Source organism: Algoriphagus winogradskyi (assembly GCF_900182815.1).
GTDB classification, from domain to species: Bacteria; Bacteroidota; Bacteroidia; order Cytophagales; family Cyclobacteriaceae; genus Algoriphagus; species Algoriphagus winogradskyi.
Genome location: NZ_FXUA01000001.1, coordinates 138,387 through 161,818, shown reverse-complemented (window position 1 = coordinate 161,818; position 23,432 = coordinate 138,387). Strand labels below are relative to the sequence as shown.

General features: G+C 40.2%; 23 protein-coding genes. 13 read left to right on the top strand and 10 right to left on the bottom strand.

The window, feature by feature from the left end:
- Position 1 precedes the first annotated feature (1 nt).
- The 3 genes from QOL76_RS00725 (at position 2) to QOL76_RS00715 (ending at position 3,065) form a co-directional block, all read left to right on the top strand.
- Complete coding sequence (locus QOL76_RS00725; protein ID WP_283411101.1) at positions 2-796, top strand: PhzF family phenazine biosynthesis protein; 795 nt, start codon at positions 2-4, stop codon at positions 794-796.
- Complete coding sequence (locus QOL76_RS00720) at positions 797-1,498, top strand: potassium channel family protein (protein ID WP_283411100.1); 702 nt, start codon at positions 797-799, stop codon at positions 1,496-1,498.
- A gap of 85 nt (positions 1,499-1,583) precedes the next feature.
- Positions 1,584-3,065, top strand: a complete 1,482-nt coding sequence (locus tag QOL76_RS00715; RefSeq protein ID WP_283411099.1) for a S10 family peptidase — start codon at positions 1,584-1,586, stop codon at positions 3,063-3,065.
- A 151-nt stretch (positions 3,066-3,216) separates the two neighbouring features.
- Here QOL76_RS00715 and QOL76_RS00710 read toward each other — a convergent pair whose 3' ends face one another.
- Positions 3,217-4,095 (bottom strand): glutamate--tRNA ligase family protein, encoded by an 879-nt coding sequence (locus QOL76_RS00710; protein ID WP_283411098.1) that lies wholly within the window; start codon positions 4,093-4,095, stop codon positions 3,217-3,219.
- A gap of 132 nt (positions 4,096-4,227) precedes the next feature.
- Between QOL76_RS00710 and QOL76_RS00705 the strand changes: the two genes are divergently transcribed.
- Complete coding sequence (locus QOL76_RS00705; RefSeq protein WP_283411097.1) at positions 4,228-4,959, top strand: carboxypeptidase-like regulatory domain-containing protein; 732 nt, start codon at positions 4,228-4,230, stop codon at positions 4,957-4,959.
- A 64-nt stretch (positions 4,960-5,023) separates the two neighbouring features.
- On the opposite strand, the gene QOL76_RS00700 is transcribed toward QOL76_RS00705, so the two are convergent.
- Positions 5,024-5,530: a DUF4442 domain-containing protein gene (locus QOL76_RS00700; RefSeq protein WP_283411096.1), complete on the bottom strand. Its 507-nt coding sequence runs from the start codon at positions 5,528-5,530 to the stop codon at positions 5,024-5,026.
- Positions 5,531-5,612: 82 nt separating this feature from the next.
- On the opposite strand from QOL76_RS00700, the gene QOL76_RS00695 reads away from it, so the two are divergent.
- Both QOL76_RS00695 and QOL76_RS00690 read left to right on the top strand, forming a co-directional pair.
- Complete coding sequence (locus QOL76_RS00695; protein ID WP_283411095.1) at positions 5,613-6,404, top strand: M48 family metallopeptidase; 792 nt, start codon at positions 5,613-5,615, stop codon at positions 6,402-6,404.
- A gap of 102 nt (positions 6,405-6,506) precedes the next feature.
- On the top strand, positions 6,507-6,872 hold the full coding sequence (locus QOL76_RS00690) for a hypothetical protein (RefSeq protein ID WP_283411094.1): 366 nt from the start codon (positions 6,507-6,509) through the stop codon (positions 6,870-6,872).
- 32 nt (positions 6,873-6,904) lie between these two features.
- Here the strand turns inward: QOL76_RS00690 and QOL76_RS00685 are convergent, their stop codons facing one another.
- The gene (locus QOL76_RS00685; protein ID WP_283411093.1) at positions 6,905-7,708 is read right to left on the bottom strand and encodes a 3'-5' exonuclease; all 804 of its coding nucleotides are present in this window, start codon (positions 7,706-7,708) and stop codon (positions 6,905-6,907) included.
- Positions 7,709-7,710: 2 nt separating this feature from the next.
- Complete coding sequence (locus QOL76_RS00680; protein WP_283411092.1) at positions 7,711-9,066, bottom strand: UDP-N-acetylmuramate--L-alanine ligase; 1,356 nt, start codon at positions 9,064-9,066, stop codon at positions 7,711-7,713.
- A 325-nt stretch (positions 9,067-9,391) separates the two neighbouring features.
- On the opposite strand from QOL76_RS00680, the gene dnaB reads away from it, so the two are divergent.
- Together dnaB and QOL76_RS00670 are read left to right on the top strand one after the other, a co-directional pair.
- The gene (gene dnaB / locus QOL76_RS00675; RefSeq protein WP_283411091.1) at positions 9,392-10,972 is read left to right on the top strand and encodes a replicative DNA helicase; all 1,581 of its coding nucleotides are present in this window, start codon (positions 9,392-9,394) and stop codon (positions 10,970-10,972) included.
- Positions 10,973-11,093: 121 nt separating this feature from the next.
- Positions 11,094-12,092 carry a zinc-binding dehydrogenase gene (locus QOL76_RS00670; RefSeq protein WP_283411090.1) on the top strand — a complete coding sequence of 333 codons (999 nt, stop codon included), beginning with the start codon at positions 11,094-11,096 and terminating at the stop codon, positions 12,090-12,092.
- On the opposite strand, the gene QOL76_RS00665 is transcribed toward QOL76_RS00670, so the two are convergent.
- Together QOL76_RS00665 and QOL76_RS00660 are read right to left on the bottom strand one after the other, a co-directional pair.
- Positions 12,089-12,574, bottom strand: coding sequence for a hypothetical protein (locus tag QOL76_RS00665; protein WP_283411089.1), 486 nt, complete (start codon positions 12,572-12,574; stop codon positions 12,089-12,091). The two genes, QOL76_RS00670 and QOL76_RS00665, sit on opposite strands and share 4 nt — an antisense overlap.
- Positions 12,575-12,685: 111 nt before the next feature.
- Entirely contained in the window at positions 12,686-13,018 is a 333-nt protein-coding gene (locus QOL76_RS00660; RefSeq protein WP_283411088.1) for a tetratricopeptide repeat protein, read from the bottom strand.
- Positions 13,019-13,092: 74 nt separating this feature from the next.
- On the opposite strand from QOL76_RS00660, the gene QOL76_RS00655 reads away from it, so the two are divergent.
- From QOL76_RS00655 to QOL76_RS00635, 5 genes are all read left to right on the top strand, one after another.
- Positions 13,093-13,830 (top strand): electron transfer flavoprotein subunit beta/FixA family protein, encoded by a 738-nt coding sequence (locus tag QOL76_RS00655; RefSeq protein ID WP_283411087.1) that lies wholly within the window; start codon positions 13,093-13,095, stop codon positions 13,828-13,830.
- A gap of 34 nt (positions 13,831-13,864) precedes the next feature.
- Positions 13,865-14,833, top strand: a complete 969-nt coding sequence (locus QOL76_RS00650; protein ID WP_283411086.1) for an electron transfer flavoprotein subunit alpha/FixB family protein — start codon at positions 13,865-13,867, stop codon at positions 14,831-14,833.
- A gap of 6 nt (positions 14,834-14,839) precedes the next feature.
- A complete protein-coding gene (locus QOL76_RS00645; RefSeq protein WP_283411085.1) occupies positions 14,840-15,436 on the top strand; it encodes a bifunctional nuclease family protein in 597 nt (198 codons plus the stop codon).
- 289 nt (positions 15,437-15,725) lie between these two features.
- A complete protein-coding gene (locus QOL76_RS00640) occupies positions 15,726-17,012 on the top strand; it encodes a NupC/NupG family nucleoside CNT transporter (protein WP_283411084.1) in 1,287 nt (428 codons plus the stop codon).
- A gap of 145 nt (positions 17,013-17,157) precedes the next feature.
- Positions 17,158-17,691, top strand: coding sequence for a hypothetical protein (locus tag QOL76_RS00635; protein WP_283411083.1), 534 nt, complete (start codon positions 17,158-17,160; stop codon positions 17,689-17,691).
- Between the two features lie 532 nt (positions 17,692-18,223).
- On the opposite strand, the gene QOL76_RS00630 is transcribed toward QOL76_RS00635, so the two are convergent.
- The 4 genes from QOL76_RS00630 to QOL76_RS00615 form a co-directional block, all read right to left on the bottom strand.
- Positions 18,224-19,696: a M28 family peptidase gene (locus tag QOL76_RS00630; RefSeq protein WP_283411082.1), complete on the bottom strand. Its 1,473-nt coding sequence runs from the start codon at positions 19,694-19,696 to the stop codon at positions 18,224-18,226.
- A 53-nt stretch (positions 19,697-19,749) separates the two neighbouring features.
- The gene (locus tag QOL76_RS00625; protein ID WP_283411081.1) at positions 19,750-20,457 is read right to left on the bottom strand and encodes a pseudouridine synthase; all 708 of its coding nucleotides are present in this window, start codon (positions 20,455-20,457) and stop codon (positions 19,750-19,752) included.
- Between the two features lie 203 nt (positions 20,458-20,660).
- Entirely contained in the window at positions 20,661-21,875 is a 1,215-nt protein-coding gene (mnmA, locus tag QOL76_RS00620; protein WP_283411080.1) for a tRNA 2-thiouridine(34) synthase MnmA, read from the bottom strand.
- Positions 21,876-22,110: 235 nt separating this feature from the next.
- A complete protein-coding gene (locus QOL76_RS00615) occupies positions 22,111-23,388 on the bottom strand; it encodes a serine hydrolase domain-containing protein (RefSeq protein WP_283411079.1) in 1,278 nt (425 codons plus the stop codon).
- Positions 23,389-23,432 lie beyond the last annotated feature (44 nt).

Genomic DNA, 23,432 nt, shown 5'->3' with positions numbered 1-23,432 from the left:
CATGAAATTAGCTATCACCACAGTAGACGCTTTTACAAATAAGGTCTTTTCGGGAAATCCGGCGGCTGTTTGCTTATTGGATCATGAACTCAGTGCTGATCAGATGCAGACTATTGCTATGGAGATGAATCTGAGTGAAACTGCTTTTGTCCAGCGGACCTCTGAATCAGATTCTTTTGTTTTGCGCTGGTTTACCCCAGTTCTCGAAATTGATCTTTGCGGGCATGCTACTTTGGCATCTGCTTATTGGATGTTGAAATCCGGTTGGGCAAAAGCTGGTGAAACGATTAGATTTCAGACCCTCAGTGGTGAACTTAAAGTGAAAAGCGATGGAGAGTGGCTTGAGATGGATTTTCCTTTGATCCCTACTACAGTGGCAAAGCATCCTTTTTTTGTAGATAATTTCTTTGGGGCAAAAATCTCGCAAGCTGCTAAATTGAAAAAGAATTGGATTTTTGAGCTTGAAGATGCTGATGCAATAGCATCTTGTTCTCCTGATTTTTCAATTGTGAAACAGCATAGTGAAGAAGGAATAATTATCACTGCTTATGGAAAGGGATCCTTCGATATTTATAGCCGTTTCTTTGGACCTAATGTAGGGATTGATGAAGATCCCGTCACTGGATTTGCTCATTGTGCATTAATGGATTACTGGAATCAGAGAAGTGGCAAAAGTACTTTGAAAGCTTATCAGGCCAGTAAAAGAGGAGGGGTGCTACATTTAGAAAAAAGAGAAGATAGAGTTATTATCAGAGGGCAAGCTATTAAAGTTTTGTCTGGAGAAATTGAATTTTAAATGAATCATTTTGTAAATAAAAAGAGGAGGCAAGTAAAATACGCTATCAATTCCTTTACTGAGTATTGGTTGACAGATGCGAGTTTTGGGGTGCTACTCCTTATCCTACTTTTCACAGTATTTGTGCTGCCAATTCTTATAGAATATGGGCATGTACATGAATTGTTTGTAAATACAGTCTTTCTGTTTTTATTTTTTACCGGTATCTGGTCATCTAGATTTAAGCTTTTGGTAGGAATGACCACCATTCTATTTTTGACTCAATTAGGCTTAAGAATACTTCGTTTTTCAAATTACGACTTTGAGTTTTACTTGGCTGAGAGAATCGTGGGTATTATGAATATGTTGGTTTTTATATTTCTGAATATCAGGTTATTATTTCGAAATGATGAAGTAAATATTTATAGAGTTATTGGAGCTATTAATGTCTATTTATTGGTTGCTATTTTAGGAGCTTTTGTTTTTGAGATAATCTATCTGACGACTGGTTCTGGCATTGGTGGAGATGTAGTTTTAGAAGGAATCGACAAGGATTTCGCCCTATATATTTATTTCAGTTTAGTATCCCTGACTACCGTAGGTTTTGGAGATATATACCCAATTCAGGTGATGTCAAAAATGCTTTCAGTATTCCTTTCTACCATAGGGATTTTGTATCCAGCCGTAGTAATTGCCAGACTTGTTTCGGCTAGTAAGGCTTAATTAAATATGCCCATTTATGTAATTTTTTTCAGGAATGCCTTTACAATTTGTAGTTTCAAAATCGAATATTTATACCCCATACTTTATGAGAAGATTTAGTTTAACATTAATTTTTATGGCCTTGCTTTCTGTTGTTTTTGCGCAGCAGGAGCGGCATATAGAAATTGAGTCAGCAGTAGTTACTACCCATGAGACTACAATTAAAGGGAAGAAGGTTCCTTACAAAGCAACAGCTGGAACCCAACCTGTTTGGAATGAGAAAGGCAAGCCTATTGCATCTTTGTTCTATACCTTTTATGAGCGTACAGACGTATCGGATAAGACTACTCGACCGCTTGTTATTTCTTTCAATGGCGGCCCAGGATCGGCTTCTATCTGGATGCATATTGCTTACACTGGCCCAGTTGTCCTGAATATTGATGATGAGGGCTATCCACTTCAGCCATACGGCACCAAGTCAAATCCACATTCTATTCTTGATGTAGCTGATATCGTGTATGTAGATCCTGTAAATACGGGGTATTCCAGAATTGTAGATGAAGAAGTAGATCGCTCTACTTTCTTTGGGATAAACTCTGACATCCGCTATTTGGCTGATTGGGTAAACACATTTGTAACCCGTCAGAATCGCTGGGCTTCGCCAAAGTATTTGATCGGAGAAAGCTATGGCACTACCCGTGTGGCAGGTCTTGTAGCACAGCTGCAAAATTCACATTGGATGTATTTCAATGGTGTTATTATGGTTTCTCCTACAGAGTTAGGAATCGAGCGAGGAGCACCAATTCATACTTCTAACTACCTTCCTTATTATGCAGCGACCGCTTGGTATCATAAAGCCTTGGATGCATCTCTTCAGAGCCAGGATTTGGAAGATTTCCTCCCGGAAGTGGAAGCCTTTACCATCAAAGAATTAATACCAGCTGTAGTGAAAGGAGGAATGTTGACAGCCTCCGAGCGAGATGCGATTGCTACCAAGTATGCATTGTACTCTGGTTTGAAAAAGGATGTAGTACTCGAACACAATCTTTTGATTCCTACCAATTTTTTCTGGAAGGAATTGCTTAGAGACAAAGGCATGACAATAGGCAGATTAGATAGTAGATATAAGGGCTTTGACAATTCAGGAACAGGTTCTAGACCTGATTTCGATCCAGCTTTGTCATCCTGGAATCATGCTTTTGCTCCATCTTTCCAGATTTATGTGAGAGAGAATCTCAATTACAAAACAGATTTGACCTACAATCTTTTCGGCCCTGTTCACCCTTGGAATCGCTCTAATGAAAATACGGGATATGATTTAGCAGATGCGATGCGTCAAAACCCTTACTTGCATGTCATGACTCAGTCAGGTTATTATGACGGAGGTACCGATTATTTCAATGCAAAATACAACCATTGGCAAATGGATCCATCAGGTAGATTGGCAGACAGACTTTCGTGGAAAGGCTATAGAAGTGGGCATATGATGTACCTAAGAGCTGAGGATTTGGAGACCTCCAATGAGGATATTCGCCAGTTTATCAAGAAATCAATGGTAGCGCCAGATATGCCAGCAAAGTATGATTAAGCGGGAACACAGATGATGGAAGCCCGAAGTAGATTCACTAGTTCAGTTTAGAATTCTGCAGTGCTTTTATCACTTTACTCTTGATGTAATTAATTCGATTAGTCAATAAGAAAGCCGAAGACATCTTCGGCTTTCTTTTTTATCAATCTGTCTAGATTACTAAATGTTTTTTGAATGATTCAAAATCAATCCAAGGTTCTTGGGAGCCTATCATCTCACCTAAAATCTGGTATATATCAGATGGCTTTTTTCCTTCTTTCCTTAGAAACTGAATCGAAGTGGCGCCTTCTGATTTGGAGAGCTTTTTCTTTTTAGGTCCTTTCAAAAGTTGGTGATGGTGAAAGATTGCTTCCTGAAAGGAGGTGAGATCGAGTCCGTTGGCAACTATTTGTTGGTCTAAAGTCGAGCCTAGCAAATCATTTCCTCTTACGATCAGATCCACTCCATAAGTCACATCATCAACCACAGAAGTTAATTGATATGATGGAAGTTTGTCTTTCTTTCTTACAATAAAAAAGGCTGAATCTTCCGGAAGTACATAGGATTTATCCCCTTCGAAATAGGTTTTGATTTTGATAAAATCGGTATCGAAAGTATCCATTCTCCAGCAAGTTTCAGCTCGCTCCAATGGTATATTTCGGACTTGGCAATGACCTAAATAATAACCGGAAGAATCTAGTTGTTGAATCTTCTTACGGGTACAGTCACAGGCAAAGACCAATTTTCTTTCACGGATCTTATCCAACGCTTCTAAGTAATTGTTCATTCTATGAATCTGAGACCACTCTTGCTCAAATTCCTGAACGGTTTTTGGCCCCACATCATAGCTGATTTCCATGAAATCCAGCGTGTCAAAAATATCCTGAACGTACTCGGTTCTATATCGCTCTCGATCCAGGTCATCAATTCTTAGAAGAATCTTAGCTCCGGTTTCTTCAGCCAAGGCTTTTGTCACCAAAAACGAATAAAGATTTCCCAGATGCAAATATCCACTGGGAGTAGGGGCAAATCGTGTAAGCTTGAAATTCATTTGGCGAAATTAAATAGAATAGAGCAAAGAATGTGTAGATGCACTTTTCCAGTAATTTTTGATTTTACTCTTAAGCTTCTTTAACTTCCATATATTCATTAGCTACCAAAAGCCTTCTTATTTTTGGCCTTTATGAAATTCAGATTCCTAGTCGTTTTATATTTTGCCTTCCTCCCAGCTATTCTCGCGCAGAGAACTTATTCGGGAAATGTGCTGGATGCAACAGATAAAACATATTTAGAAGGAGTGAAAGTTGAAGTGCTAGGCACTCAAAGCTCATCTATAACCAATATACGTGGATACTTCTCCGTGAAAGGAAACATTGGTGATACTTTGAAAATCTCCTTCCCTGGATTTATTGACCAAAGTTTTCCTTTGGGTGAAGAAACCTTTTTAATACTTCAAATTCAGGACAGGGCACGGTTTCTCCCTACTTTTGAGGTGAAATCTGAACCTTATGCTTTTAGGTTCAAGGATGGGAAATTAACTCTTATTGATCCTGATGAGGAGAAAGCCCCTTCTACAAAGGGTGGAATAAGTGCAGGATATCTTAATTCTCCGAATGGAGGAGTTGCAATTGCCGGGGTTTTGTCCTCATTGACCAAACGGGCAAGACAAGAACGTGAATATCAGAAAAAACAAGAGTGGATGCGGAGGAGAGCCGGATATTATGCTGTAGTTGAATCAGATTCAATTCGTCAAAATCTCATGGTGAAATATCAGCTTGAGCGATCACAGTGGGATAGAATTATCATTCGATTCAATGAAGGAAATGCCTATCATGAATTTCTGGACTGGAGCAAAGACCGCGTTTATGCTACACTTAGTGAGTTTATTGATAGAGAAAGCCGCTGGAATAATTAATCTTTCTTTTGAGGGGAATTAAGTCACCTAGAATCCGAAGACATTGTCTGTGGGCTCTTCATAATTAAGATTTTCTCTTAAATGACCAAGTCACATAAAATTTCGCTACTTCTTCCCCTTGTGGATTTTTACCGGAAGATATCATTGTCAACTTTCCCGTATCTTCTGGCTTTAAAGAGGCAAGAAGAGCGAATAATTCTTGTCCTTGTTCACATGTAAATGTGATTTTTTGATTCGCTTTTTTAAAGTATTCAGCTTTAAAATCTACCACAAGCATGGAATATTTTCCCAACCCGCTGATTGCCAATTGACATAATGCACCGGTACTTAATTCTGCTGCCCCGGCCATTGCAGCAAAGTAAATAGAGTTAAAAGGATTCTGTGTTCTCCATGTATAGGGGATGGTTACAGTGCACTTTTCTGCATCCAATTCCTTTATCCGAAACTTCCAAAAAATCGCTGACGGCAGTTTAATCAACATGCCAAACCAGAAATAAAATGGATTGTTCATTTTTTTTTGATAGGCTAAAGCAGCGGGCTTTAATGAAGAATGGGTTTCTTTGTCGTTCATATTTCTTTAATCGAAAGCTTAAAGTAGTGAAAATTGTTTTCTGGTATTTAATTTGAATCTAGAGAAGAAAAAAACAACCACCATGAAAAAAATAGCAATAGTTTTTTGCGCTGGATTAATACTCTATTCCTGTGCAAAAGTGCCTTTAACAGGTAGGAATCAACTTGCATTGGTTTCAAACGAAGAGATCCAACCACTAGTAGATGAACAATACGATCAGGTATTAAAAGAAGATAAAGTCGTTACGAATACTGCTGACGGGCAAAAAGTTCTCAAAGTGGGGAAGCGTATGGCAGAGGCAGTGGAAAGCTACTTAGCTTCCCAAGGTTATCAAGAGCTAGCAAACTCATTCGAATGGGAATTTAATTTGCTCCAAAGTGATCAAGTTAATGCGTGGTGTATGCCAGGAGGTAAAGTAGCATTTTACACGGGAATAATGCCGCTAACTCAATCTGAAACAGGTATTGCAGTTGTGATGGGGCATGAAATTGCTCATGCAGTGGCATCTCACTCAGCAGAGCGTATGTCTAATGGTATGGTTGCTAATTTAGGCGTGAGTGTGTTGTCAAGTGCAATTGGGCAAAATCCTTCAATGACTCAAGCGATTTTTCTACAGTCTGTAGGAATTGGCGGTGAATTGGGGATGTTAAGTTTCTCAAGAAAACATGAGCTAGAAGCTGATGAATTAGGATTGACTTTTATGGCTATCGCTGGATACGATCCCCGTGAGGCACCGATCTTCTGGGAGCGAATGCTAGCCAATGAAAATGGTCAAGCTCCACCTGAGTTTCTATCTACTCACCCAGCATCACAGACAAGAATTGACAAGCTCAATAAACATATGCCTGAGGCATTGAAGTTTTACAAAGAGTAGACTCAAGAGATATTTTGATTTAAAAACGGGCTTAGGTCCGTTTTTTTTTTTTAGGTTACCTCAATTTAATAGAGTAGTTAAGTCAATTTAAACTATATAAAGATGAATAAGCCGGTCCTTGTTTTTTGTGGGCTGACCTTTGTATTAGCAGGATGTGAGGAAGAAAAACTTACCCGTGTAGAGTACTCGTTGGATGAAATTCTTTTTGCTTGTGACAATAGTGACAAAGCTGATTTTGTCTGGCTCGACCAATTTGTAGCTAAGGCAGAAGTGCAACCTGGAGGCTATTACGCGGTAGAATTAATGAAATATAGTTCTTCGGTCTATATCCTGCTTCAGGATAATTTGAGCGCGAGTCCACCTGCAATTTACAATTGCAATGGAGATCTTGCATTAGCTGATTTAGGATTGACTTACGATGAGTTTATAGACCAATCTATCAAATTGAAAACGATCTATTCAAAGTAACAAAAAACCCGGAGTCACCTCCGGGTTTTTTGTTATTGGTTAAATCCTCTCAGTTTGATCTGAGTAAGTTTTCGTTTCGTATCCAGTGGGAAATCACCGCGCATCATCCAATCGTAATATCCCGGCTCATCTTTCAGGACTTGGGTTACCGGAGTTCCTTTTTGCTTGCCGAAGTTGAAAACTTCCACACCCTCGTTATTGAATACAAATCTTCCGGCTAGATCTACCATTTTCTCATTGAGGAGATCATGAAGTTTCTTCATATCATTTTCGATGACTCCCAATTTGTTGCCTTGGAGATCTTCCATTTCCTCACCTACGTAGCGCTCTATTTGGGCTTTGAATACGTCAAGTGTAGCCAAAGTATCAGCTTCGGCACTGTGGGCATTTTCAAGTGTTCTGCCACAGTAGAATTTGTAAGCTGCAGTCAGATTTCTTTTTTCCATCATGAAAAAGATCTTCTGCGCATCCAGAAGGTTTCTCTTATCTAAGTCAAACTCAATTCCAGCTCTCAGAAATTCTTCAACCAGAAGCGGGATATCATATTTTAGGACGTTAAAGCCTGCCAAATCGGACTGGCCGATGAACTGATAGATCTCTCTAGCCAAATCCTTAAAAGTTTTTTCATCCTTCACATCCTTATCATAAATGCCATGGATGAGGGAGGATTCCAAAGGAATGGGAATAGTAGGATTGATCTTTTTGGTATAGATTTCCTGACCTCCATCAGGCTTCACTTTCACAATGGAAATCTCCACGATTCTGTCTGTAGAGATGTTGATTCCAGTAGCTTCCAGATCAAAAAATGCAACGGAATTCTTCAGGTTTAACTGCATGGTTATTTAAATTTAGCTTTAATCGGCTCCAGATCCATTTTGTCGTAGGATCCTGAACTCATCAAAAGTAGGTTGGAATTTGTATAGTCTTGCGCCAAAAGGAATTCTTTCAGGCTTTTGCTATCTGTAAATAATTTTAAATCTGATCGCTGGAAGCCTTCTCTTAACGTGTTTTCATCCATCAACTCTAGCTTTTTCAAAGCTACAGCATGAGGATCAAGATACACAATTGCCAGATCAGCAGCTTCCATTGATTTGGCATAATTTGGCAAAAACTCCTTGTTCAGAGAGGAATACGTATGTAATTCCTGTACAGCAATCAGTCTTCTTTCAGGGAATTGAGTTTTTACGGCAGATACGGTTGCTTTCAATTTAGATGGTGCATGGGCAAAGTCCCGGAATAGACTTGAGTTAGCTGTTTCCATCAATAGTTCCTGACGTTTTGCCGCACCTTTAAAAGTCTGAATGCTTTCGTAGAACTCCTCCTTCGTCAATCCCAAGGCTAGGCAAATATCCATAGCACCTTGAAGGTTTTGCAGATTGTGCTCTCCAAAAATATAAATTGGAATTAAACCAATATCTGTTTGCAAAAAGGTCTTTCCATCTTTGATAATTGCTGGATGAGCTTTATAAGGAGTTTTCTTGGCTGAAATTGTGCTTTTCTCAGCAGCTTCCTTCACCAAAGGATCAGCTTCGCAATAAATTAACTCCCCAGAATCAGGAGTCAGATTCATCAATTTACTAAACTGCTCTTTATACTCGTTGAAGTCAGGGAACACATTGTAATGATCCCAGGCTATTCCGCTCACCAAAGCAATGTCATGTTTGTAATGGAAGAACTTCGGCGTTCGGTCTAGGGGGGAAGTAAGGTATTCATCACCTTCTATAATGATTACTGGTGCATCTGATAGTTTCACCATCAAATCAAAACCTTCGATCTGGGCACCTACCAAGTAATCAAAATCTACATTTTGATTTTTCAGTACGTGCAAAATCACTGAAGTAATAGAGGTCTTTCCATGAGAGCCAGCTACGATGACCCGCTTTTTATTCTGGCTTTGATTGAAAATGAATTCTGGAAAAGAGTATACAGGAATTCCCAATTCTTGGGCTTTTACTAGCTCAGGGTTATCTATGCGAGCATGCATGCCTAAAATTATACCCTCTAAATCAGCAGTGATTTTCTCGGGAAACCAGCCATATTCAGCAGGTAAAATGCCGGCTTTTTCTAATCGTGTACGTGAAGGTTCATAGATTTCATCATCTGAACCAGTGACCTGATAGCCTTTTTGAACCAGAGCTAAGGCTAGATTGTGCATCACTGCTCCACCGACGGCTATAAAGTGATATTTATTCATTGGGTAAAATAAGGAGTGGGAATTACACTCCAAACTTAAAAATAATTATTGGCAGCTTAGGGGCATAGCAATTCTAATTCAAAAGATTTTATTTGGTTATTGAATTTTGACGGGTTAATTAAACAGATTTTGGGTTTATTATTCCAATGAATGCAACTACCTGAGAGTCTGAATTAATCTCTAATAATCGGAAATGAGGCGGGATTTCTGGAATAAATAATAGGTTGATTTTCTCTTCGAGGCTTGGTTATTGAGGAGTTTAAATGTTGATAACTCTGGCAGAAGTTGTTCAAAACTCTTGCCTTTTTCACAATACATTTGTTCTATGACCGAGAAAAGCAGCAATCCCCGTATCACCAGAAATAAGCCAACTCATCAAAATTCTTCTATGCTAGGGAAAGTTCCGCCGCAAGCCATTGATCTTGAGGAGGCTGTACTTGGTGCGCTGATGCTGGAGAAAGATGCGTTGACCAATGTGATTGATATTTTGAAGGTTGAGAGTTTCTACAAAGACTCTCATCAGGTTATTTTTCAGGCAATTCTCGATCTGTTTACAGAAAGCCAGCCTATAGATTTGCTAACAGTTACTTCTCAGCTTCGCAAAAGTGGCACCTTGGAGATTGCCGGAGGCGCTTTTTATGTGACTGAACTGACCTCCAAAGTAGCTTCTGCTGCCAATATTGAATACCACGCAAGGATTATCACAGAGCAATCTATCAAGCGTGAAATGATCCGGATCGCTTCTGATATTCAAAAAGATGCTTACGAGGAGACTACGGATGTTTTTGAGTTACTGGATAAAATGGAGCAAAATCTTTTTGAGATATCTGAAAAGAATATCCGGAAAAATTACTCCGACATGAAGTCCATCATGCGCGAGGCGATTATAGAGCTGGAAGCCAGAAAAGGACAAAAAGATGGTCTGACGGGTGTTCCTTCTGGTTTGACGGCCTTAGATCGTGTTACTTCTGGTTGGCAAAAATCAGATTTGGTAATTATTGCAGCTCGACCTGCGATGGGTAAAACGGCCTTTGTACTTTCAGTTTTAAGAAATGCAGCCGTGGATCACAGTCGCCCTGTAGCTATTTTCTCCCTGGAGATGTCCTCTGTTCAGTTGGTGAATCGTCTTATTTCATCTGAAGCTGAATTGGACTCTGAAAAAATCAAAAAAGGAACACTTGCAGACCATGAGTGGGCACAATTGGTTCACAAGACTGCCAAGCTTTCCAAAGCGCCACTTTTCGTAGATGATACGCCTGCGCTATCTATACTTGAGCTTCGTGCAAAATGTAGAAAACTAAAAGCTCAGCACGATATTCAGATGATTGTAATTGATTACTTGCAACTGATGTCTGGTGACTCCAAAAGTGGCGGAGGAGGTAACCGAGAGCAGGAAATTGCGAGTATTTCCCGAGCCCTTAAGAAAATCGCTAAGGAGCTTGAGGTTCCAGTAATTGCACTTTCACAGCTATCCAGAGCGGTGGAAACCAGAGGTGGAGATAAAAGACCACAGCTTTCGGATTTGAGGGAATCGGGAGCCATCGAGCAGGATGCCGATATGGTTATGTTCCTTTACCGTCCTGAATATTATGGGATCACCGAGGATGAAGATGGGAATTCCACTCAGGGAGTTGGAGAAGTAATTATCGCCAAGCACAGAAACGGTTCTTTGGATACAGTAAGATTGAGGTTTATCGGTAGATACACTAAGTTTCAGGATTTGGATGGGTTTGGTAATATGCAAGATCCACAAGGTGGAAATGCTGTTTACAGACCTACATTTGCTGCCCAATCAAGTGGGATTTCTGAGTTTGACTCTGGGAATACGATTAAGCTTCAAAGCAAGGCAAACAGTGATGATGGTGAAGATCTTTTAAATAGAAATAACTCAGAAGATGCATTTTAATACCGTATAAAATCGAGTACGACGAGAAAGACATACAGACTGGGGTGGTTATAATTGCGAGATTCTCCCGAAGAAAAATCGGGACAGGCTGTCTGACCTCTTAAAAACATATTATAATCCTATGAAAGCACTAACTCTAAATAGCTCTCAATCATCAAAACTATTACTGACCGAAGTTCAGACCAGAAATTTGCTTCCGGGAGAAGCACGGGTGCTGATTAAAGCTGCTGCGTTAAATCACCGGGATGAATGGTGTAGGCAAGGTTTATATCCAAACCTAAGAGATGGTGTAATTCTAGGTTCGGATGGAGCTGGAATAGTGAGTGAGATAGGAGAGGGTGTTGATTATGAGCTTTTACAGAAAGAAGTAATTATTAATCCAGCGTTAAATTGGGGTGATAATCAAAAGGTCCAAAGTGCTTCTTTTGAGATTTTGGGTATGCCAAGAAATGGGACTTTGGCTGAATCTATAATTGTTCCCGTAGATCGACTTTACTCCAAACCAGCACATTTGACATGGGAAGAAGCCGCGGCTTTGCCACTTGCAGGATTAACAGCATTCAGGGCACTTACCTACCAAGGTGAGATTCAGCCCGGAGAGAACTTATTGGTTACTGGGTTTGGTGGAGGAGTAGCTCAGTTTGCAGTACAGTTTGGAATGGCTCTTGGCGCGAATGTGTCCACAAGCAGTAGCAGTCCTGAGAAACTAGAGAAAGCTAAAGCTTTGGGTGTTTCAAATACCTTTAATTATTTGGATCACAATTGGATAACAAAAGCTAATGAAGATACCGATGGCTTTGATTTGATCATAGATGGAGCTGTAGGCGATACGTTAAATCATCTGATTCAAGTTGCAAAACCAGGTGGGAAAATTGTTTTTTACGGAGCTACTCTTGGCAATCCTACTAAGTTGGAAGCTCGAAAAATCTTTTGGAACCAGCTCAAAATAATGGGAACCACGATGGGTTCAGATCTGGACTTTATGAATATGGTTTCATTTGTCAACGAGAAAAAAATACAACCAATCATAGATCAGGTTTTCAAGTTTGATCAAGCTGAAGAGGCTTTTGATCGAATGCGAGATGGGAAGCAAATGGGTAAAATCGTTTTGATTCCTTAAATCTCCACGTAGGTTTCGCCGAATTCCTTTTTGGCTATTCTATAGATTTCGTCCTTATCAAGTGGGACTACTAGCATATCGCCGGGTTTTGCGATCATACTGTCCTTCCAAGGAGCCTGGAACTTCAATGGTTTGCTTACTCCTAAATCTTTAAAATGCGCTTCACTCACTATTATGCCTAAGATTTCTCCTTTAGGCTGGTAGCATCCCCATCCTTGTTCTAAGGCTTGTATTATAGTGTATTTTTTTTCAAAAGTTTCTGCTTTTACTAAATACAGCTCATTGACACTTGTTTGATTTTCCACCAGCCAATCGCCCACCCCAGCAATATTTCGAGTTTCTTCCCCGTCAGATGTTTTGGTAATTACCAACTGACCCGGTTTGGCTTTTTTAGCTCGAATCAAACTCTTCTTTTTGTAGCGCTTACCGCTTTTTTCTAAAATTGGAAGAAAATGAGCCAGCATTTCTTGTTGGGTGATCATGGAATAGAGGGGTTATTTTTTTGATATAGGTCATATAAAACTAAGAATAACAAATTAAGTATTGCTTACTTTTAAGATGATTTTAGTACTATTTTTTAATTTTTATAAGTCTTAATCCAAGTCATTTTCAAAGAGAAAATTTTGGTAAGCATTCTGCAATTCCTGCTGAGCCTTCAAATTTTTTTGCTCCCGTGATAGCACAATTCCTTTCTCAAAAATCAGTTTAGACTGCTCTAAATCACCCATTTCTGCATAGAGATGAGCTGCCGGAAAGTAAGTAGCAAGGTAAGTTGGGTGTTCAGCAAGTAACTTTGCGAAGAGATTGTGGGCTTCTTCCGGATTCGATTCACGGAATTCAATTGCCAAAGCATACCAGTTGAATGGATTCTCAGGTTCTTCTTCGGTAAATTGTCTTAGTAACTGTATCCTGTCCAGATTGCTCATCAATAGTTTTTTTAATTAAGTGCTTACTGTTATTTTCACGAGAAATAAATCTAAAATAATCTAATTCTAAACCAATGAAGATTCTTGTTTGTATCACCCACGTACCTGATACTACCTCCAAGATTCAGTTTACGGCCGACAATACCAAGTTTGATTCTACGGGAGTTCAATATATTATTGGCCCTTACGATGATTATGCCTTGGCTCGTGCTGTTGAATTGAGAGATCAAGCGAGTGGAAAGTTAACAGTTTTGAATGTAGGAGAAGCGGATTCTGATCCGACTTTAAGAAAAGCCTTAGCAATAGGGGCTGATGAAGCGATTAGAGTAAACTCTGCTCCGAAAGATTCTTATTTCGTAGCGCAGCAAATTGCACATTACGCCAAAGAAGGAGCATATGATTTGATATTGATGGGCAGAGAATCCATTGATTTCAACGGAGGAATGGTTCATGGCATGGTAGGAGAGTTGTTGGGTATTCCTTCATTTTCGCCAGTGATGAAACTAGATGTCGATGGTTCTACCGTGAAAATGGCCAGAGAAATTGAAGGTGGTAAGGAAATGTTGGAAGCAAGCCTTCCGCTGATTGCTGGCTGTCAAGAGCCTATCGCAGAGTGGAAAATCCCAAATATGCGTGGGATCATGTCTGCTAGAACTAAGCCTTTGAATGTAGTGGAGCCAGTATCTCAGGAGACTCAAGCTGAAGCAAGCAAGTACGAGCTGCCACCTGCCAAGGGAGCTGTGAAATTGGTCGATAAAGACAATGTAGCAGAGCTTGTCAGGCTTTTGAAAAATGAAGCGAAAGTGCTTTAATGAAACCCAATAACTTGTTATAAATTAGGATATTATGTCAATTTTAGTATATATAGAACAAGCTGAAGGAAAAGTAAAAAAGACGAGTCTTGAGGCTGTCTCTTTTGCCAATGCTTTAGCGGCACAAACTGGAGAAGGAGATGTGGTAGCAGTAGCTCTTGGCACCATCGGTAACGAAGAGCTTGCAGCAGTAGGTAAAGCTGGTGCGGCTAAAGTGATGCACGGTGCAGAAAGTAAGTTGGATGCTGGAGTGATACAGGCGCATGCTTCTGCAGTAGCTCAGGCCTACAATCTCATAGGAGCGAAAACCTTGGTCTTAGCTAAATCATCACTGGGAGATGCTGTTGCAGCAAGACTTGCAATTAAACTTAAAGCAGGCTTGGTATCCAACGTGGTAGAATTACCAAAAACTGATGGGGGATATGTGGTGAAAAGAAGTATTTATACAGGAAAGGCTTTTGCAGAAACATCTGTGACGACTGAAAATAAAATCCTTGCAATCAAGAAGAATGCAATTGATTTGAAACAGGATGGAGCAGATGCTCAAGTTGAGACTTTTGATGTGGCTCTGGAAGACGCTGATTTTGCTTCTAAAATCACATCTACTGAACGAGCTACGGGCGACGTATTACTTCCAGAAGCAGATATTGTGGTATCAGGAGGTAGAGGTTTGAAAGGTCCAGAAAACTGGGGAATGGTAGAAGAAATGGCAAAGATTCTTGGTGCAGCAACTGCCTGTTCGAAGCCTGTTTCTGATTTGGAATGGAGACCTCACCATGAGCACGTAGGGCAAACTGGTGTAAAAGTCGCTCCAACTTTGTACATAGCGATAGGAATTTCAGGAGCTATTCAACATCTTGCAGGAGTAAATTCTTCAAAGTGTATTGTTGTCATTAATAAGGATCCTGATGCTCCTTTTTTCAAAGCTGCGGATTACGGAATCGTAGGCGATGCTTTTGAGGTTGTGCCAAAATTAAACGAAGCATTTAAAGCTGAATTATAAATTTTTGTGGAAAAACTCATAGAACTTGAGATTTTAGGACTTTCGTCCAATCATTCCCAATCCGGGTCATTTACCTTGGTGTTAGGGGAAGTTGGTGGAGCAAGACGTTTGCCGATCGTGATCGGTATGTTTGAAGCTCAGGCGATCGCCTTAGAAATCGAAAAGATTGTTCCAAATCGTCCCATGACGCATGATTTATTTAAGTCATTTGCATCTGGGTTCAATTTCGATATTGAAAGGATCGTAATAACTGACATGAAAGAAGGTGTCTATTATGCTAAGATACAGTGTAAAGGAGACAAAATTGAGACAGATGTAGATGCTAGACCTTCTGATGCCATAGCGATTGCGATACGATTTGGAAGTCCTGTATTTTGTACTGAAAAGGCTATGTCCGAAGGGGCAGTTGAGCATTATGAAGTAGAAAGTAAGGACCAGAAAAAGGAGCCAAAACCTTCCACTCAAAAGTTCGCAACTAAAAAAGAGCCTTCACTGAAAGATTTCAGCTTAGATAAGCTCAACCAGATGCTTGATAAAGCGATAAACAATGAGGACTATGAGCGAGCTGCTCGTATTCGGGATGAAATCAACAAGAGAAACTAATTCCATAATGGCCCGAGCTAGCTCGGGCTTTTTTTTTGACTGCAGTATTCGCAACGGATTGCGCAAAGAGCACAGTTGTTATGCTTCTCCAGAAGCCGGACATTAAGCAAAATTAGGTACCCATAACAACTTATTTCTCTAATATTGAAAGGTAGCGAAATGTGAACTGCGACTGATCACTGCTCACTATTTTCCCCTAATTCTCAATTTATAGCTTAACCTCGTAATGCAGGATTGTTTTATGATCCTGTGTTCCTTATTTTTAGGCCTTATCTGCAATAATTACTGAATGGATTACTTAAGAGGGGTCTTTGGACTGGCCGTCATCGTTTTGGTGGCTTTTATTTTTTCAAGCAATAGAAAGAAAATCGACTGGAGATTAGTTGGAATCGGAATTTTGCTACAACTGGTTTTTGGCTTTTTGATTACCCAAGTTCCTGTTGTGGAAAGTGCTTTTGCGATGGTTAGCCGTGGGTTTGTAAAGTTTCTAAGCTTTAGTCGTGACGGGGCAGCATTTATTTTTGGGGACTTAGCTGGAGATAGCTATGGTTTCATTTTCGCTTTCCAGGTTCTTCCCACCATCATTTTCTTCTCCACTGTTTCTGCTGGATTGTATTACTTAGGAATACTTCAGAAAGTAGTTTTCGGAATAGCTTGGGTAATGGCTAGAACTATGAGGCTTTCTGGACCTGAAAGTTTGTCCGCTGCAGGAAATATCTTTCTAGGGCAAACAGAAGCTCCTTTGTTAGTTCGTCCATTTATCCCTCAAATGAGTAAATCTGAATTGATGTGCTTAATGACAGGGGGAATGGCGACTATTGCAGGTGGAGTTTTGGCTGGTTATGTGGCCTTTCTAGGCGGTGACAGCTTAGAGGAGCAAAGTAGATTCGCAGCTTATCTTTTAGGTGCAAGTATCATGAACGCTCCAGCGGCGATTGTGATGTCCAAGATGTTTATTCCAGAGGTAGAAAAGGAAAGAGTGCAGGATAAGCTTGAGGTAAACGAAGAAGCGATGGGTGTAAACTTGATTGATGCCATGTCGATTGGCGCTTCTGAGGGTCTTAAACTTGCGTTGAATGTGGGAGCAATGCTTTTGGCATTTATCGCAGTGATCGCAGCTGTCAATTATTTGTTGATGGGAATTTTAGGTGATGTTACAGGATTAAATGAGTTTGTAGTAAGAACCACTGGAGGCCAGTTTCAGGGGTTTTCTTTGGAATATCTTTTTGGCCAGGTCTTCCGAGTATTTGCTTGGGTGATAGGAGTAGAGTGGGCAGATACGCTTCAAGTAGGGAGTTTACTAGGGCAAAAAACTGTGATCAATGAATTTGTTGCTTACCTCAGCCTTTCGGAAATGAAGGAAATGGGAAGCTTGAGCGCCAAGTCAATAGTTATCGCTACTTATGCGCTGTGCGGATTCTCTAACTTTAGCTCTATAGCAATTCAGTTAGGTGGAATCGCCATCATCGCTCCAAATCAACAAGCAAATATTAGCCGATTAGGACTTAAATCGCTGCTTGCTGCTTCACTTGCTTGCCTGATGACGGCTACGATTGCGGGGATGCTGTTTGGGTAGATAAATAAAATTAGACTCAAGTATCAAGACGCAAGACTTTAGAATCTAGAGTCAAGAATTAGGGAAATAAAGACGCTTTTTAATGTTGAAATGAACTACTCTTAACTATTTCATTTTCAGACAAATGTTGGGGGCTTAAAGGCTTATGAAAAATGTGATGTTTTTTTTATTTGTTTTTGTAGGTAGTTTTTGTAGCCAAGCTCAAAACCTCGTGCGTTTACCTGCTTTTTACAATGGAATCGGGGTGATTTTTTCCGAAGAGGATAGGGTAGATTTGCAGCTTAATTTGGGAGGCTTTTATGAGCCTTCAGTTGAGGATGTTGAAAAATCAGAAGAAATATTATATGGGAATTTGTTGAATTATATGGAAGATAAGTTTTCCGCTATTCGTGAGAAATATCCCTTGACTCAAGATGAGGTTAATGAATGGAAAAAAGCAATCGAGGAAACAGATACAAAACGTCAATACCGGAACTTTAATAGACAATATGTCGGATTCATTAATGGTGAAGGTGAGAAACTTATTTACTTAAGGCTTTTAAATTTCAGTAAGTCAAAACAGGCTAACAAATACTTTGAAAATTGGAAAGATGAAATAATTCTGGGATTCGGAGATTTTTATGAGGAAAATACTCGCGTTTTTGTGATAAACCTTAATCAGAATCAAATCTTAAAATAGAATGGTAGAATTTTGTATTCATTGAAATCAGATTTTTTTTTCGATTTAGGGAATAACAAATTTGATCATTCAGAATTTATCATTCGTGTAGAAACCTTTTTTTGATACAAAATTAGCGTAAAACCCCAAGAGCTATTTATCTAAATTTGGATATACTTTCTATTTACCGATCGTGCCTTTAGCACTCTTGCGCATCTAATTTCTTGACCAAACCCCGAATTTCGCTTCGCTGTATTCGGGGCTTTTATTGTAATTGCCTTTGGCAATTTCTCGGAATCTGAATTAGTTGAAAGTGGAATGATATTACTGGGAAAGTATGATGAGTATTGGGCTGAAGGCACAATCTTTAAAAGCCCAGAATGAAATTCTGGGTTTATAAATTATCCAAAGATTCTCCTGAGTGCCAAAGGAACGAACCGTAAAACAGTCTATAATCCATAAAAAGAGGCGGTAAATTGAATCCATCAGGATCCAACTTACCACCTCTCACTTTTTACCTCTTACAGAAATTACAACTTACAAGCAAAAGGACTTACTTTTCCCCATAAAGCTTTTTACCTGCTTCCTCGTACTTATCACCTGCAACCCACACTGGTTGCTTTTCGGCGTTGGCGATATTTTGCGCAGCAAGGATAAATGATTTCCAATAAAGCGTCACATAATCCAAATCCATGGAATCTACATGGTCACCAGCTTTGTGATAGTATTTGTTGATCTCATCATCAAAAGCTGTGAACCCAAGGCTGAAAGTAGGAGCAGGGATCCCTTCTTTGGCGAAATTTACGTTATCTGATCTGTCGTAAAGTCCTTGCTCTGGAGCTGGATCTGCGATGGCTTTCAAACCAAAATCTGCAACAGCCTCAGAAACTAAGTCATCTGCGGTAGTTCTGCCCAATCCGATCACTGTAATTACTGAGGTATCATTGTAGCCCGCACCGTCAATGTTGAGATTGTAAATGATTTTATCCAAAGGAATCAATGGGTTTTCTGCAAAATATGCTGAGCCTAAAAGCCCTTTTTCCTCTGCAGTCCACAGTGCTAAAAGGATAGATCTTTTTGGAGGGTTTTTAGCAAAGAATTTAGCTGCATTCATCACAGCTACCGTACCTACCGCATTATCACGAGTACCGTTGTAGATGGAATCGCCACTTGCATCTGGTGTTCCAATTCCAACGTGATCGTAATGCGCAGATAGCATTACGAATTCATCCTTCAGCGTTTTGTCTGATCCTTCAATCCAGGCGAGTACATTTTTACCTTCCACAGGAGTGTTATTCTTGCCTTCTACTAAAAGATTTGCCTCAACTTTTCCTGCAGTCAATTGATTTTTAAGCGTGTTTTTCACATCCTCGATCCAGATGTATGGCATTTTGCTTGATTCGCCATTATCTATGACCATCTGACTTCGATTGAGGTAGTTGACAATTAATGGCCAAGGAATAGATGGAATATTGAAGCGCTCAATGACTCCAATCGCCCCAGCAGCTTCGGCAAGTTTAGCTTTCTCGCTACCTAAGGCAAACAAATCAGCGGGACTCATACGATCTGGAGCGCCTACATTGGTCAGTAGGATTTTGCCTTTCAGGTCTTTCCCCTCCAAATCATCAGCAAGTCCAAAACCAACGTCCACTAACTCGTATTTCCCGGAAATCGCATCACCATTGATGACAAGCATGTTTTTACCTTGGGAATAAACCGAATCTTTCAATTTGATTTCACCTTTACTTGGAGGAGAAGACATCATGAAAGGAATATTTTGAAAGTAGCCATCTGCGCCTGGAACTGGTTGCGCGCCTGCATCTTGCAACTGCATTGATATATAATTGTAGGCCATTGCCATTTCTGGTGCCGCTGGATCTCTTCCTTTCAATTCATCTGATGCTAAATAAGTGAGGTCAGCTATTGCAGCTGTTTCATTGAATTTTTTATCAATTTTCTTCTTTTGCGCTTCTGCCGCAAAAGTCACTGATAGTAAAAGGCTTATTCCTAACAGGGGTTTTTTCATATGTTTGATCGATTTATGTTCTAAAGTAATTGAATTTGGGGAAAAGCTGACTTTTAACCCTCTAAATCAAGTTGTGACAAACCGAGAATGCTCAAGGTTTCATGGAAATGAAGAGGAAGTGAAGCTTCAATAGATACTTTTTGGCTAGAATTAGGGTGAATGAATTCAAGTCTTTTAGCATGTAATAGCAGGTTCACCATCCCAAATTGCTTCTCGAAAAACTGGTTTTGCTTATTGTCACCATGTTTTTTATCCCCCAAAATATAATGCCTCAGGTGAGCTAAATGACGACGGATCTGATGCGTGCGCCCAGTTTCAGGTTTTAGTTCCAGTAAGCTATAGCGACTAGTCGGATATCTCCCTGTTGTATCAAATGGGATTTCCGCTTCAGCAATTACTTTATATTGGGTTTGCGCTTCCTGCAGTTTATTGGAGCGCTCGCTGGTCAACGGATGATCTATCAGGTCTGATTTGATTCCAGGAATTCCACGGACAATAGCCAAGTAGGTTTTTTGGACTGATCGATTTGAAAATTGCTCTTTAAGTAAAGGCAATATTTCTTCTTTCTTAGAGAATAGTAAAACTCCACTGGTCGGTCTGTCCAAGCGATGAACAGGGGAAACGTGCTGTCCAATTTGATCGCGTAACATTTGTAAAGCAAATACCGTTTCCTCCGCTGCGATGGAAGTTCGGTGAACGAGCAAACCCGAAGGTTTATTGATGGCAATAAGGTATTCGTCTTCAAAGAGGATTTCTAACACAGGGGAATTTAAAATGAATGAATGAAGAATTTAAAATAATGGCTATCTGAATGTAATGATTGAGGTTCAGGTTTAGCTATTCCCCCTTTTAAAGGGGGTTAGGGGGATTTTTTTTAGTTAAAAAGAGGCTAATGAACTGAACTTAAGGTCTCACATTTCATTAGCCTCGTAAATCGTAAATCGTAAATCGTAAATCTTAAATCTTAAAATATCGTCCCTGATCCAATACTTTCCTCTCCATCATACCAAGCTACAAACTGGCCAGAAGCTACTCCTTTTTGAGGTTGATCAAAGATGACATAGAGGCCATTTTCTTTTTGAATCAAGGTGGCTCCACTTAGCGGTTGACGATAGCGAATGCGAGCATCATACCTTCTAGACTCACCAACGTTTAGTTTCAGGTCCTCGCGGATCCAGTGGATATCTTCAGTCTTCACAAATAAACCATCACGAAGTAGTCCGGGATGGGTTTCTCCTAGTCCTGTGTAAATCACATTTTCTTGTGTATCGGTTGAAATCACAAACAAAGGCTTTCCTGTCCCACCGACGTGTAGCCCTTTTCTTTGGCCAACAGTGAAATAGTGGGCACCGTTATGCTCACCCAAAACTTTTCCTTGATCTTGAGAATAGTGAGTTGGAAGAGAAATCGCATCCAAGGTCTCCTGATCGTAGTCTTCTGGAGCAATTCCAGCAGGAATTAGTTGATTTTGATAGATTGCCAAGTCTTCCGGAATTTGTATGATCTTACCTTTTTTAGGTTTCAGTTGTTGCTGAAGGAAATCTGGCAAGCGTACTTTTCCGATAAAGCAAAGTCCCTGACTGTCCTTTTTATCGGCAGTGATCAAGTCCATTTCTTTGGCTTTTGCCCGGACATCAGGCTTCTGCATGTGCCCAATAGGGAAGAGTGCTTTGGCTAACTGACTTTGGTTCAATTGGCACAGAAAATAACTCTGATCCTTATTGGGATCGGCTCCTGCAAGCAGCTGATAGGCTGTTTTTCCATCAGCTCCTATGGTTTCGCCTTTCTGGCAATAGTGACCAGTAGCCACGAAATCAGCCTTAAGCTTTTCGGCAGCTTTTAGAAAAATATCGAATTTGATTTCTCTATTGCAAAGAATATCAGGATTGGGAGTTCTGCCGGCTTTATATTCTGCAAACATATAATCCACGATTCTATCCTTGTATTCTTCACTGAGATCTATGGCTTGAAATGGAATTCCCAGCTTTTCTGCCACTAGCATTGCGTCGGTGGAATCTTCCATCCATGGACATTCATTGGAAATTGTGACAGATTCATCGTGCCAGTTCTTCATGAACATCCCGATGACTTCGTAGCCTTGCTCGATGAGTAGGTGAGCGGCGACGGAACTATCGACCCCTCCGGAGAGGCCGACTACTACTCTTGGTCTTGTCTTCATGCGCTGTAATAAGTAATGGATTCAAGGTCCATTAGGTTACAATGAGTGTAGAACAACATTTAATTAGAAAATGGTTCTGCTTCGCGCAAAGTTAAGGGAAATCTACTGTTCTCTGATTTGTTTAAAGTACTCAAACAAAAAAGTCGTTCGTGATGATACGAACGACGGCAAGAGAAATGTAATGAGCAAAGATTTTATAACGATCCTGATGACTTGAACGGTGGGTTAGCTGATTTTAATTAGAGACGCTAGGCTGATATTTGCCATATACAGCATCTTTAAACTTCTTATGAAGCTTGATCTGATCGTAAGGAAAAAGCTGGACGAACAGGACAGCTGTGATTTCATTCACTGGATCCACCCAGAACAGTGTACTGGCAGCCCCATCCCAAAAGAATTCACCAACCGTCCCATTAATCTCCGCGGCACTTTTTGGCGGTGCAACTCGTACTGCGAAGTCAATTCCAAACCCCACATTCCCCTTGCTTGGAAGCCAGGATCTTTCGGTAACTGAATCAGGAAGTTGATTGGTGCTCATTAGTTCTACCGTTTCTGGATTGAGGATTCTAGCACCCCCAAATTCCCCTTTGCGAACCAACATTCTGGCAAAAGTCATGTAATCATCCAAAGTAGAAGTAAATCCAAATCCACCTGGAGTAAGAGGCCATTCATTGATATTGAATCGATGTGCTTCCTCATTTGGCATTTGCTCGAGTTGACCTTCACCGGTTCTTCTATAGGAAGCAGACATTCTTGCCCTGTCCGATTCAGGAACGAAATATCTTGTGTCGTTCATTTTAAGTGGATCAAGAACATGAGTTTGTACATATTCTTTATAGGGTACTCCAGCTATTCTTTCTACCAAAAAAGCTTGAACATCTACGGATTGACCATATTCCCATTGAGTTCCTGGCTGGAACCAAAGAGGAATTTCACCGATTCTTTTGGCCATTGCGTTCAAATCGATTTCAAAACTTCTTGGGTCTTTTTCTGCCAAAATCTCACTCAAACCAGGAATATCAGCTCGGTTTGGAAAGCCAGCGGTATGGCGTGTAATATCACGGATGGTAACCGGTCTGTCAGCATCTACGAGTTTGATGTTTCCATTTTCATCTACACCGTCATACACTTTCATATCAGCAAACTCAGGTGCGTACTTAGAAAGCGGATCATCCAACTGGAATTTACCCTCTTCGTAAAGTGTCATTAATGCCGTGCCAGTGATCGGCTTAGTCATGGAATAGATCTGCACAATCGTATTTCTATCCATTTTTACCTGATTTTCCCGATCCGCATAGCCAAATGCATTGTAATAAACCTCCTGGTCTTTTTCAAAAATCAAGGCAGAGACTCCGGCTAGATTCCCGCTTTCTACGAAGCTGGATAGGGTAGAGTCAATTCTTGCCCGGACCTGCTCATTTACTAGGAGAGTTTCAGTGGTGTTTTGTGAATTCTTTTTCTCACAACTTGAAAAAATTAAGATCGCAAAGGCATAGAGGAATAGATGTTTCATAGGTTTGGATTTTGGGATTAGGTAATTGATTGTTTAAATCCAAT

What these genes read in the sequence shown, in the direction of transcription:
- QOL76_RS00680 (WP_283411092.1), bottom strand. Translation starts at nt 9,066, where the DNA reads ATGAATAAATATCACTTTATAGCCGTCGGTGGAGCAGTGATGCACAAT.
- QOL76_RS00720 (WP_283411100.1), top strand. Translation starts at nt 797, where the DNA reads ATGAATCATTTTGTAAATAAAAAGAGGAGGCAAGTAAAATACGCTATC.
- QOL76_RS00695 (WP_283411095.1), top strand. Translation starts at nt 5,613, where the DNA reads ATGAAAAAAATAGCAATAGTTTTTTGCGCTGGATTAATACTCTATTCC.
- QOL76_RS00725 (WP_283411101.1), top strand. Translation starts at nt 2, where the DNA reads ATGAAATTAGCTATCACCACAGTAGACGCTTTTACAAATAAGGTCTTT.
- QOL76_RS00705 (WP_283411097.1), top strand. Translation starts at nt 4,228, where the DNA reads ATGAAATTCAGATTCCTAGTCGTTTTATATTTTGCCTTCCTCCCAGCT.
- QOL76_RS00640 (WP_283411084.1), top strand. Translation starts at nt 15,726, where the DNA reads ATGGATTACTTAAGAGGGGTCTTTGGACTGGCCGTCATCGTTTTGGTG.
- QOL76_RS00635 (WP_283411083.1), top strand. Translation starts at nt 17,158, where the DNA reads ATGAAAAATGTGATGTTTTTTTTATTTGTTTTTGTAGGTAGTTTTTGT.
- QOL76_RS00630 (WP_283411082.1), bottom strand. Translation starts at nt 19,696, where the DNA reads ATGAAAAAACCCCTGTTAGGAATAAGCCTTTTACTATCAGTGACTTTT.
- QOL76_RS00660 (WP_283411088.1), bottom strand. Translation starts at nt 13,018, where the DNA reads ATGAGCAATCTGGACAGGATACAGTTACTAAGACAATTTACCGAAGAA.
- QOL76_RS00655 (WP_283411087.1), top strand. Translation starts at nt 13,093, where the DNA reads ATGAAGATTCTTGTTTGTATCACCCACGTACCTGATACTACCTCCAAG.
- dnaB (WP_283411091.1), top strand. Translation starts at nt 9,392, where the DNA reads ATGACCGAGAAAAGCAGCAATCCCCGTATCACCAGAAATAAGCCAACT.
- mnmA (WP_283411080.1), bottom strand. Translation starts at nt 21,875, where the DNA reads ATGAAGACAAGACCAAGAGTAGTAGTCGGCCTCTCCGGAGGGGTCGAT.
- QOL76_RS00650 (WP_283411086.1), top strand. Translation starts at nt 13,865, where the DNA reads ATGTCAATTTTAGTATATATAGAACAAGCTGAAGGAAAAGTAAAAAAG.
- QOL76_RS00685 (WP_283411093.1), bottom strand. Translation starts at nt 7,708, where the DNA reads ATGCAGTTAAACCTGAAGAATTCCGTTGCATTTTTTGATCTGGAAGCT.
- QOL76_RS00670 (WP_283411090.1), top strand. Translation starts at nt 11,094, where the DNA reads ATGAAAGCACTAACTCTAAATAGCTCTCAATCATCAAAACTATTACTG.
- QOL76_RS00710 (WP_283411098.1), bottom strand. Translation starts at nt 4,095, where the DNA reads ATGAATTTCAAGCTTACACGATTTGCCCCTACTCCCAGTGGATATTTG.
- QOL76_RS00665 (WP_283411089.1), bottom strand. Translation starts at nt 12,574, where the DNA reads ATGATCACCCAACAAGAAATGCTGGCTCATTTTCTTCCAATTTTAGAA.
- QOL76_RS00615 (WP_283411079.1), bottom strand. Translation starts at nt 23,388, where the DNA reads ATGAAACATCTATTCCTCTATGCCTTTGCGATCTTAATTTTTTCAAGT.
- QOL76_RS00690 (WP_283411094.1), top strand. Translation starts at nt 6,507, where the DNA reads ATGAATAAGCCGGTCCTTGTTTTTTGTGGGCTGACCTTTGTATTAGCA.
- QOL76_RS00715 (WP_283411099.1), top strand. Translation starts at nt 1,584, where the DNA reads ATGAGAAGATTTAGTTTAACATTAATTTTTATGGCCTTGCTTTCTGTT.
- QOL76_RS00700 (WP_283411096.1), bottom strand. Translation starts at nt 5,530, where the DNA reads ATGAACGACAAAGAAACCCATTCTTCATTAAAGCCCGCTGCTTTAGCC.